Raw genomic sequence first — 10,915 nt, 5'->3', positions numbered from 1 at the left:
GTCTCCTAAAATTTGCGCAAATTTTAGGAGACAGGCCTACCTGTTGCCCAGCGCTTCTTCTTAGAGTGAATGCACCGGCCGGTCTGCCCCTTTCCCGAGCTGGAAACGGGGCACGGGGCAAGGAGCACGGCGCGCAACGGAAGCGCACCGTTCCCGCCATCGCAGCGCCAGCCACGATCAGCATTCTCAACGGTGAGGAGAGAACATGAAAAAACATCTCGTACCATTTTCGGCCACCGCCGCATCACTCGGTGGCTTCCTCTTCGGTTTCGATACCGCGGTGATTTCCGGAACCACGGCAGCCCTCCAAGATAAATGGGATTTGAGCGCCGGGCAGCTGGGCTTCACAGTCTCCTGTGCCCTTATCGGTACCATTATCGGGGCGCTTTTCGGTGGCATCCCGGCCGATAAATGGGGCCGGCGCCCCGTCCTCAAAGGCGTGGCGGCCCTCTACCTCATCACCTCTGTATGCGTGGCGGTGGCCAATAGCTGGGTATTCTTCCTCATCTTCCGCATGCTCGGCGGAATCGCGGTAGGGGCATCCTCGGTGATAGCCCCACTGTATACAGCGGAGATTTCCCCGGCGGCACGGCGCGGAAAACTAGTGGCCACGGTGCAGCTTAATATCGTGATCGGCATTGTGGTGTCCTACTTCTCCAATTACATCATCGTCAAGATGATGCCGGTGGAACTGGGCTGGCGCTGGATGCTCGGCATCCAGGCGGTGCCTTCCCTCATCTTCCTCGCGGTGTGCTACTTCATCCCGGAAAGCCCGCGCTGGCTCTACACCCGCGGGCGCGACTCCGAATCACTGCGCGTCATGGAAGACCTGTGGGGTAAGAACGAAGCCGCCCAGGTGATGGAAAATATGCACAATGCTGCCCCGCACGCCGCGGCAACCGAGCCTTTCTTCTCCAAGCGCACCGCCCGCCCCATCACCATGGCGATCCTCATCGCCTTCTTCTCCCAGTTCGCGGGTACCAACGCGGTGCTCTACTACGCACCGTCCCTACTCCAGTCGGCCGGCATCGCCGGCGACGCCGCCTTCGCCTCCTCCATCCTGGTGGGGCTCACCAACCTAGCCTTCACCCTGCTGGGGCGTTCCCTCGTGGATAAAGTGGGGCGCCGCCCGCTGGTGACGCTGGGTGCCGGTATCGACCTGGTGGCGCTGCTGGCCATCGCTGGGATCTTCTACTTCAACGGCTCGGAACTGTCCACCACCACCGGCATTATCGTGCTGGTTCTCATCATCGTGTTCATCGCCGCGCTCGCGGTCGGTATCGGTTCGGTACTGTGGGTCTTCATCTCGGAGATCTTCCCGCCGGCCCACCGCGCGAACGGACAGGCCGTCGGCTCGGCCGCACACTGGGTCTCCGCAGCGATCATCTCCGGCACCTTCCCGGTGATGTTCCAAGCCTCGATGACCTTCACCTTCCTCTTCTACGCTGCGTGCATGCTCGGCGCGGTCATCTGGTCACGGACTATGATGCCGGAGACGAAGGGAACTCTTCTCGAGGACGTATAGCCGGCGTCGTCGTAAAAGAAAGTAAGGAGGAACAATGGCGGGCGTAGGGATGAAAGACGTGGCGAGCCGCGCCGGGGTGTCAATCACCACGGTGTCCCACGTGCTCAACGGGACCCGGAGGGTGGCCGAATCCACCCGGATGCGGGTGCTCGAGGCGGCAGCGGAGCTGGGCTATTCGAGTCCGCGTACCGTCCGCTCCCTGCGCGCCGGTGCTTCGCCCGGAATCGCCATTGTGGGAACCCTGCTGGGCAACGCCGGGGGCACGGCCGTGGCCCTGGAATTGGCCCGCCAGGCCACCGACGCCGGCCTGGTGCCCTTCCTGCTGGATACCGGGGCGAATGTGCATACCGAAGAAGCGGCGCTCAGCGCCCTCATCGCGCACCGTCTGGACGCGGTTATTATCAGCCCCGTGCCCGGATGGCGCCGGCATTCACTGCCCCGGCTGCGCCGCCACGCCATCCCGTTCGCGGTGGTCAACGGGAATGACCCCGCCGTGGTGGCTCCGCAGGTAAGCACGGACTACCAGCAGGGGATCCGCGATATTACCGCACACCTCCTCGACCACGGGGTGCGCTACCCGGTGCTCTTCTACCCGGACCGGCGCATCGCCAACGGCTCGCAGCATATGCGCGGCTTCGAGGAAGCCCTGGTGGAACGGGGCCACCGGGTGACCCGCCACCAGCTGGTGGGCGCCCATTCCTCCCCGCGAGCGGTGCGCCGTCAGATCGCCCAGGTGCTCGACTCCTGCGCCCATATTGACGCCCTGGTACTGGGCAGCTCCGCTATGTGCGTGCCCGCCATGGCTGAGATACGGCGCCGCGGGCTGCTGCCCGGCCGCGATATCCGCCTGGCCGTTTTCGATGACTCGCATTTGCCTGAAGCCCAATCATTCCTGCGCGCCGTTGACCCGGTAGAAGAGGTTGCCGAGCGCGCCATTACCGAAATAACCCGCCTGCTCGGTGATTCGGATGCCGCCGCGGAGCGCCACCGTACCCGACTGGTGCCCTGCACCGTCATCACCGGGCCGAGCTGCGGCTGCCCCACGGCGCCGCAGGAAAGCTCAACGGCGGGAACCGACCAACATCGGCTCTACGCCGCAGCCCACGGGCGCCGTCACGCCGGCTGGGTACCCGACCGTGCCCTCCTCAACGATGAGGGACACAGTCGCTCCCCGCTGGCCGCCACGCCGCCCCCAACCCCCTCAACAAAGGAGGCAATCATGACACAACTCGATCACTTCCCCGATCGTTTCTTCCCCGCCCTGCACGTACGCCCGAACTTCGGGTGGGTCAACGACCCCAACGGTATCCACAAGGTGGGCGATACCTGGCATATGTTCTACCAGTACAACCCCAAGGCGCCCTGGCATGACCACATCCACTGGGGGCATGCCACCTCCACGGACCTCGTCAATTGGACGGCGCAGCCCATCGCCCTCAAACCGCGCCCCGGGCAGCCCGATTCGGCCGGCTGCTGGTCCGGCGTGGGCACCGTGCACGAGGGAGTATCCTCGCTGCTCTACACCGCCGTCACCCGCGGGGACGGCCCTTCCGTGACGGTCCTGGCGGAGGAAAACGCCGACCGGAGTGGCTGGGAGCCCACCGGCGTCGTCGCCACCATGCCGCCCATCGAAAACGTGCGCGCCATGCGCGACCCCTTCATTTTCCAGGTGGAGGGGCGCACCTACGCCATCCACGGCGGCGGCTTCGAGGACGGCACCCCCGTCATCTTCCTCTACGAATGCTCCGATTGGCGCAACTGGCGCTACCTGGACACCCTCCTGGTGGGCGACGACCCGCTCGCCTCCATCTACGCCCCGGCCTCCATCTGGGAATGCCCCCAGCTCATCCAGGTAGGGGAGGCGTGGGTGCTCATCGTCTCCCAGTGGGTGGAAGCGGAAACGCTGATGGATCACCTCACCGGGGTGGCCTACCTGGTGGGCGATCTGGATATGAGCGCCGGGTACCCCCGTTTCGTGCCCCGTGCCGGCGGTGAATTCGACGCCGGGCCCGACTTCTACGCGCCCCAGTGCGTGGTGGACGGGGAGCGCGTGCTCGCTTGGGGCTGGACCTGGGAAGGCTCCGACCGTACCGACGCCGATATCGACGCCTCGGGCTACAACGGTGCGCTCACCTACCCGCGCCAGGTGCGTATTTCCGACGGGCGCGTGTGGACCGAGCCGGCCCCCGAAATCTTCGCGTTGCGCGAGGGCGAAGGCGAGGTCGTGACCGAACTGCCCGAGCTGCGCTCCTTCTCCCTGGACCTGGAGGGCAGCGGCACCATCTCCCTGCGCGATTCGGAAACGAACGAGGTGCTCTTCACCGCCGCCGTGAGTGCGCCGGCCTCCCTGTGGATGGACGGCTCCCTGGTGGAGCTCTTCCAGGAAGGCACCACCTCCTTCACCCAGCGCATTTACCCGCGCGGGCAGGTGCGGATGGAGGTGAGCGGGGAGCTCACCGTCACCTGCTATCGCCTCTCCGCTTTTAACGACGACGGCGCCCGGCTCCCGCGTGCCTTGCGTTAAGGGGCAGCGCGGCACCGTGTCATAAAAGTAGTAGCGCGTAATAGGCGAAGCGGCGGATACCGGTGGGTATCCGCCGCTTCGGCTTGTATGCGAGAAATGTAGCTTTCCTGCTAGATGCAGGGCCTGGTGCCGAGTTGCGGGCGCCTGGTGGCTGGCATCGGTGGCCGGTGCTTAGTGGCGCACGCTCAGTGACTGGCGATTAGCTACTGGTGCCTAGCGGCGCGCCCGCCGGAGCGCCAGCGCACCGCCCGCTCCGAGGAGCACCGTGGCCGCGCCAATGGCGCCGCCCAGCTCCGCACCCGAGTGGGCCAGCTGCGGCTTGGCTGCGTTGGCCTTGGGTGTAGCTGTTGCGGTGGGCGCCGTGGCTGCCGTGGGCGTATTTGTTGCCGTGGGGGCGGCGGTTGCCGGGGCGGCAGGGGCGGAGGGGGCTGCCGGGGTACCGGTGACGGCCGGAGTGGCCGCGGGGCCGGCTGGCGGCGTCGTCGTAACACCTGGCGTGGAAGGCTGCGCCGGTTGCGCGGGAAGCGGGCGGGCAAGAATCTCATTCAGCTCCGCGATCTTCTTCTCGAGCGCCGCGGCGCCTTCGGTGAGCGTAGTCACGCGGGCCTGCGCCGCCTCGAGCGCCTTCGCCTTCTCTGCAACCTCGGCGCGCGCCGGTGCGGCCGCGGCCTCCGCGTCCTTGATCTGCTGGGCGAGCTCGGCCTCCATCGCCGGGCACTGCGCCTGCGCGCCGCGCAGCTCCTCGATCAGCGGCTTGAGCGTGTAAATCTGGGTATTGAGCTGCTGCTGTTGGGTGCGCAGCTGCTCAAGCTTCTTCTCCAGCGCGTCAATCTGCGCGCTGATCTCCGTCACATCCTCGCCGGCCTGCTGCATCTGCGTGCGCTTGACCACCAGCGCATTTTTCTCATCAATCGTGGCGTATTCAGTTTCCTGAACTTCCTTGAGCGTGGCCTGGAGTTGCGCCAGTTTCTTTTCCTGGCTAGCAATGGCGGGGCCGAGCTTGCCACACTCGGTGCTCAATTCCTGCTGCTGTGCGCGCAACGGAGCGAGGGGAGCTTCCTGGTCCGCGAGGCGCTGGCGCGCGGCGGCCAGGTCTTCTTCCAGGCTCGGAACCTTCGCCTTCTCGGCGGCCAGATCAGCGGTGACCCGAGCCAGTTCCGCTTCCGCGGCGGCCTTCTCCTCAGCGGCCTTATCCCTGTTCGTATCTGCAGCCGCGCGGGAAAGATTACTCGTCAGGCTGGTGGATGTGGCCGGGGCACCGAGCGCCGCGGCTGGAATGAACATGGCTGTGGCTGCGGCGGCGGCAACGGCCAGGTAACTCGGGTGCTTCATCGGGGTGTCTTCCTCTTCTTTGACTATGACGGTTTGCACCACAAGTTTATAGCGAAGTAATAAAAGGATATTAGGAAATGTGATGATAAAAATATCCAGGATAGTTTCAGCTTTGGGGTAGCCGGTGCGAGCTGGTTAAATGCCACGGTGCGGGAACCCATGGCGAGTTCCCGCACCGCTTGTGCATCGGAATAATCAGCTATGTGGCTAGCGCTTAGGCCCTAGTTCCCAGCCTTCCGGTCGGCTTCCTGGTTGCGCACCGCCCGGGCGGTGCCGTCCACCACTTCGGAGACGATACGCCGGCAGGCCGGCGCCGCATCCGTGGTGGCCAGCCATTCCTGGCCGAGGGCCAGCAGATCCACCCCGAGGTCGGTACGGCCGGCCAACTGAGCCGGGTAGGCGTACTCGAGCATATTCGAGGCGATTTCCACCGAATTGTTATCCCACATGTCCTTGGCCACCGCGAAGTACTTCTCCGCGTAGGTGCGCACGCTCTCCGCGGAGGAACGCCCGGTGCCCAGGGCGAGGTTGCGCTGGCGGGTATTGGTTTCCGGATGCACGATTTCTTCCCAAACCTTTTCCTTGGCTGCGCTATCGGGCAGCGCGCCTTCGGCCTGGGCCGCGAAAATCTGCCCGAAGGAGGAAGAATCGCGGGTGAACTCGGCGTCAATATCGGCCTGATCGGCCCGCCCGTTAGCCGCCAGGGCGATAAGGATATTCCAGCGGACTTCCTGGTCGACGTCGTAGCCTTCCGGAACGGCCACGCCGTCGCGCCACCCGGCAATAAGGCCGAGCTGCTCCTCGCTCACGGCCCGGCGCATCGCCGCACCCATGAGCTGGAGCTGGCGATCCGAACCCGGTGCCGCGGTGAGCGCCAATTCGAAAATACGCTCGGAAACGGCCGCCGCGAACTCCGTGCGGGTGGCCGGGTTGGAGTAGAGCTCCACCGCGGAATGCAGGGAGCCGAGCACCACGCGCAGCACGGTGCCATCGGTTTCATCCGCCAGCACCGCCAGCGCGATATCCGCGTAGGTGTGGGCGTCGAGTTCGCCGTCGCGCATCATATCCATGGCCGCGAAGACCACCACGGAGCGATCCAGGTGGTTATCGAATTTCTCGAGATTCTCCAGCGCCACCCGGAAGGAATCGGCATCGAAGCGGATCTTGGCGTAGCCCCAGTCCTGGCTGTTGAGCAGAATAAGATCGGGGCGCTCAGCACCCTGGAAGGACGCGATCTCGGTGCGCTCACCGGCAATATCCACCCATTCGGATTTCACGCAGCGCAGCCCGTCCCCGTCCAGGTCATAGCCGGCAATACGGATACGGTGCGGGCGCAGCGAAGAGTTCGCGTCGTTGCTCTGGACCACGGTGAGCCGGTCGATAACCCCGCCGCTGGCCTCCACTTCGGGCCGCAGGGTATTGACGCCGGATTCCTCCAGCCACACCCGGGTCCATTCCTTGAGGTCACGCCCGGAGGAAGCTTCCAGCTCGGTGAGCAGATCGGTGAGTGTGGCATTACCCCACTTGTGCTTAGCAATATAGGCCCGCACCCCGGCCAGGAACTGTTCTTGCCCCACGTACGCCACCAGCTGCTTGAGCACCGAAGCACCCTTACCGTAGGTGATGCCGTCAAAATTGACGAGCACATCTTCCAGATCGCGAATATCCGCGGCAATCGGGTGGGTGGAGGGAAGCTGATCCTGCTGGATCGCCCAGGTCTTCTCAGAGGCGAGGAAGGTGGTCCAGGCATCCTTCCAGCGAGTGTTATTGGCGGCGGCCAGGTGGCTCATGAACTCCGCGAAAGATTCGTTGAGCCACAGGTCATCCCACCACTTCATGGTGACCAGGTCGCCGAACCACATATGGGCCTGTTCGTGCAGGATGGTGATGGTGCGCCGGTCGATAATCGCGCCGGTGGGCTTGGTGCGGAAAACATAGGTTTCCACGATGGTCACCAGGCCCGGGTGCTCCATGGCGCCGGCATTGTATTCCGGGCAGAACACCTGGTCGTACTTGCGGAACGGGTAGGGGTGGCCGTAATTCGCTTCGTAATACTCGAAGCCCTGGCGGGTGATGGTGAAAATCTCATCGGCATCCAGGTAGGGGGCCAGCGACTTCCGCGCGTACACACCCAGCGGAATATCGCGCCCGTCGATGGAATGGAAGGGTTCGCCTTCCACACCCTCGTAGGGGCCGGCCACAATCGCCACCAGGTAGGTGGATAGGCGCTCGGTGGGCGTGAAATCCCAGCGCGCCTTGCCTTCACCCAGGGCCACCGGCTCCGGGGTGGGGGACACGGAGAACACCTTCCAGTTCTCCGGCGCGGTCACCGTAAAGGTGAAATTCGCCTTGAGGTCAGGCTGCTCAAAATTCGCGAAGACCCGCCGCGCGTCCGCCACCTCAAACTGGGAGTAGAGGTAGACCTCGCCGTCGGCCGGATCCACGTAACGGTGCAGGCCCTCACCGGTGCGCGAGTAGTACTGGGTGGATTCCACCCGCACCGTGTTCTGCGCCGCGAGGTTGGGCAGCGGCAGGCGCGAATCCTGGTAGCTGGCCGGGTCAAGCTCCGCGCCGTTGAGCACCACGCGCTCCACCGACTTCGCGATGAGGTCGAGGAACGTATCGGCACCCGGCGTGGCCTCAAAATCAATTTCGGTAACCGCCGCGAAGGTTTCCTCCCCGGTGGTCAGATCAAGTTCAATGCGGTAATTCTGCGTCGCTACGATCTGCGCGCGTTCCGCAGCTTCTGCGCGGGTGAGATTAGTCCCGGCCATCAAGCTTCCTTTCCTTGGCTTTCAGCACAATTTACGTGAAATCCTACCGGTTCTGGCGCGCCCTTGCCCGCACCGCCCGCTTTCAGCCGCACCGTTCGCGCGCCGTTGCCGCACCGTTCGCGCGCCGTTCCAGTTTCGCTCATGGCGCGAGGCGACCCACCGCGTCCGTTTTCACGCTTGGATAGAACCATGAGTACTCAGGTTGAATTTTGGTTTGATGCAACATGTCCGTGGACGTGGATTACCTCCCGCTGGGTCACCGAGGTGGCCACCGCTCGTGATTTCACCGTCACGTGGCGGCCTTTCTCCCTCGCGATCCTCAACGAGGGCAAAGATATTTCGCAGGAGTACCGCGCTCACGTGGAGGAGGGGCGCGAGACGGCGCTCGTCGCCATGAAAATCGCCCAGCTGGAAGGCAACGAGAAGCTCGGCGAGTTCTACACCGCTTTGGGCCAGGCTATTCACGAAGACCGGCGCCCCGTGGGGCGCGAGATTCTTGCCGAAGTGCTCGCGGCCCTCGGCGAAGGGAGCGAATATTTGAACGACGCCGCCCATTACGACGCCGCCCTGCGTGACAGCGTCGCATCCGGGCTGGCGCTCGTGGGAGACGAAGTCGGCGTGCCCATTATTTCTTTCGACGGCGCAGCCTTCTTCGGCCCCGTCATCTCCCCGGCCCCGCACGGGGAAGCCGCCCTCGCCCTCTGGGATGGCTGCCTCGCCCTGGCTCGCACCCCCGGTTTCTTTGAGCTCAAGCGCTCGCGTACCACGGGGCCAATTTTTAGCTAGCCGCCGAACTTGCTCCTCGGCTCAGCTGCCGTAGCTCTGCCCCGCGGGCGTGCTGGTAGCTGCGCACCGGTGTGACGGTTAGCTCTGCATCGGTGCGCCATGCGCCCGCGGGTGCGTTTAGATCCACCCGCGGGCCCGGGCGAGCTGCGCCGCCTCGGTGCGGGTGCTCGCCCCCGTTTTCCCGATAGCGGCAGACAGGTGATTACGCACCGTCCCCTGCGAGAGATACAGCTGCGCGGCCATGCTTTTCACGGTCGCCCCGCTGAGCGCCAGCCGCAGCACATCACCCTCGCGTTCGGTGAGCGGATTGGGCCCCATCTGCAAGGCCTGCGCGGCCAACTGCGGATCGATAGCGTAGCCGCCGCCCGCAACGGTGCGCAGCGCGGCGGCGAGCTCCTCAGCCGGCGCATCTTTCACCACGAAACCGCGCGCCCCGGCCGCCATGGCGCGCTGCAAATACCCGGCACGCCCGAAGGTCGTCACAATAACGACGCCGCAGCCGGCCCCCGCCGCCTGCAGTGCTTGCGCTGCTGCGATTCCGTCCACGTGCGGCATTTCAATATCAAGGAGCGCAATATCGGCACCGGTTTCCGCCACGGTGGGAACGACGGCGCTGCCATCTTCCAACTGCGCCACTATCTCAATATCCTCTTCCAGGTTGAGAAGCGCCGCCAAAGCCTCGCGCACCATCCGCTGATCATCGGCGATCACTACCCGGATGGGGCGGCGGTGCCCCGTAGCCGCACCGTTGCCCACGTGCGAGTTGGTGGCGGGGGCAGCACCGCCATCTACTTGTGCGCCGTCGTTCATAGGAACACCTCCACGCGAGTTCCCGGTTCCAGCCGGCTAATCGCCAGTGTTCCACCGGCAGCCTCCACGCGCTCGCGCAAACCGGTCAGCCCGGTACCTGCCGGAGCCCCCGCGGGAATGCCGGCGCCGTCGTCCTCCACCCGCAAGCGCGCGCCAGTCTCCCTCTGCTCGATAGTGATGGTGCAATTGCGCGCACCCGAATGGCGCACCGTATTCGTGACCGCTTCGCGCACCACCCACGCGAAAAGCTGGGCGGTGAGGAGGGGGAGCTCCGGGGGAGGCGTGAAATGCGCGGTGATACGCGCCGAACGGAGCAGTGCGTAAGCAGAATCCAGTTCAGCGTCGAGGGTGGGCTGGCGCAGGTCGGTGACGGTGGCCCGCACCGTGTCGATAGCGTTGCGCGAAATATTGAGACTGTCTTCTAATTCAGCGCGGGCCGCCTCCGGATTGCTCTCCAATAATCGCGCGGCCAGTTGAGTTTTCACGGTGATGGCGGTCAGCGAATGACCCAGCACATCATGGACCACGGAGGCCAGTTCGGAACGCTGCTCGGAAAGGATGAGCTCCGCGCGCATCCGCGCCGACCGCGTGGCAAATTCTTCCAGCAACCGCGAGATGAGAATGGGGATCATCGGGATGATAATGCTGCCCAGGAAGGCTCCCCACAAGAATACATAGGGGGCTAAGAGGTGGGCCACCGCTCCGCCCGCGAAGCAGAGCAGCCCGCACGGAATCCCGGGGATAAGCGGGAGGGAGAAAATCCAGATCGCCGCGAAAAATGGCGCGGTGAAAGCGAAACCTAAGGGGAAAGGTGGGATGAGGGCGGCGGACAGCGCCAGGGTTACCGTCCAGAGCAGAAGGGAAACCCAGCGCGGCCAGGTCGGGCGCAGATCCGGGAACTGGAAAGCCAAGATATAGAAGAACGCGAACGCGGCCAGCCCGATATAACCGAGGGTGCGCTCGGCGGGCGAGAGCCCCTGGGTGAAGAGCACCCCGGCGAAAGGAAAGACCAGGAAAATCAGCCAGATCCCGCTACCGAAGAGCATGGTCAGGCGCTCGCGGCGGGTGGTGGGGGCCGCCGGTATTTGGTTAGCGGTGCGCCACATGCGGTTCAAATAATGGCTGGAGGGCGATGCTGCGGAGGCAGACGGAGCGGTGGAGGCC

The 10,915-nt window shown here is 64.7% G+C and carries 7 protein-coding genes; 3 read left to right on the top strand and 4 right to left on the bottom strand.

Annotated features, from left to right (window positions below; translation table 11 throughout):
* Positions 1–205: 205 nt before the first annotated feature.
* Positions 206–1,525 (top strand): sugar porter family MFS transporter, encoded by a 1,320-nt coding sequence (locus ACRQDJ_RS08600; RefSeq protein WP_016442401.1) that lies wholly within the window; start codon positions 206–208, stop codon positions 1,523–1,525.
* Positions 1,526–1,559: 34 nt separating this feature from the next.
* On the top strand, positions 1,560–4,049 hold the full coding sequence (locus ACRQDJ_RS08595; protein ID WP_435717992.1) for a LacI family DNA-binding transcriptional regulator: 2,490 nt from the start codon (positions 1,560–1,562) through the stop codon (positions 4,047–4,049).
* A 213-nt stretch (positions 4,050–4,262) separates the two neighbouring features.
* Here ACRQDJ_RS08595 and ACRQDJ_RS08590 read toward each other — a convergent pair whose 3' ends face one another.
* Both ACRQDJ_RS08590 and pepN read right to left on the bottom strand, forming a co-directional pair.
* Positions 4,263–5,420, bottom strand: coding sequence for a coiled-coil domain-containing protein (locus ACRQDJ_RS08590; RefSeq protein WP_284897041.1), 1,158 nt, complete (start codon positions 5,418–5,420; stop codon positions 4,263–4,265).
* Between the two features lie 182 nt (positions 5,421–5,602).
* On the bottom strand, positions 5,603–8,155 hold the full coding sequence (gene pepN / locus ACRQDJ_RS08585; protein ID WP_284897039.1) for an aminopeptidase N: 2,553 nt from the start codon (positions 8,153–8,155) through the stop codon (positions 5,603–5,605).
* A gap of 189 nt (positions 8,156–8,344) precedes the next feature.
* Between pepN and ACRQDJ_RS08580 the strand changes: the two genes are divergently transcribed.
* Positions 8,345–8,941 carry a mycothiol-dependent nitroreductase Rv2466c family protein gene (locus ACRQDJ_RS08580; RefSeq protein ID WP_284897037.1) on the top strand — a complete coding sequence of 199 codons (597 nt, stop codon included), beginning with the start codon at positions 8,345–8,347 and terminating at the stop codon, positions 8,939–8,941.
* A 117-nt stretch (positions 8,942–9,058) separates the two neighbouring features.
* Here the strand turns inward: ACRQDJ_RS08580 and ACRQDJ_RS08575 are convergent, their stop codons facing one another.
* The gene (locus ACRQDJ_RS08575) at positions 9,059–9,751 is read right to left on the bottom strand and encodes a response regulator transcription factor (protein ID WP_284897035.1); all 693 of its coding nucleotides are present in this window, start codon (positions 9,749–9,751) and stop codon (positions 9,059–9,061) included.
* Entirely contained in the window at positions 9,748–10,857 is a 1,110-nt protein-coding gene (locus ACRQDJ_RS08570; protein WP_435717991.1) for a sensor histidine kinase, read from the bottom strand. The genes ACRQDJ_RS08575 and ACRQDJ_RS08570 overlap by 4 nt, the downstream gene beginning before the upstream one ends.
* Between the last annotated feature and the right edge of the window lie 58 nt (positions 10,858–10,915).

Origin of the sequence: Actinotignum urematis, assembly GCF_051264595.1 — a bacterium.
In the GTDB taxonomy this organism is placed as follows: domain Bacteria; phylum Actinomycetota; class Actinomycetes; order Actinomycetales; family Actinomycetaceae; genus Actinotignum; species Actinotignum timonense_A.
This window is presented reverse-complemented; position numbering and strand designations above follow the sequence as displayed.

Coding starts and splice junctions, on each gene's coding strand:
- pepN (WP_284897039.1), bottom strand. CDS start 8,155: ATGGCCGGGACTAATCTCACCCGCGCAGAAGCTGCGGAACGCGCGCAG.
- ACRQDJ_RS08575 (WP_284897035.1), bottom strand. CDS start 9,751: ATGAACGACGGCGCACAAGTAGATGGCGGTGCTGCCCCCGCCACCAAC.
- ACRQDJ_RS08595 (WP_435717992.1), top strand. CDS start 1,560: ATGGCGGGCGTAGGGATGAAAGACGTGGCGAGCCGCGCCGGGGTGTCA.
- ACRQDJ_RS08580 (WP_284897037.1), top strand. CDS start 8,345: ATGAGTACTCAGGTTGAATTTTGGTTTGATGCAACATGTCCGTGGACG.
- ACRQDJ_RS08600 (WP_016442401.1), top strand. CDS start 206: ATGAAAAAACATCTCGTACCATTTTCGGCCACCGCCGCATCACTCGGT.
- ACRQDJ_RS08570 (WP_435717991.1), bottom strand. CDS start 10,857: ATGTGGCGCACCGCTAACCAAATACCGGCGGCCCCCACCACCCGCCGC.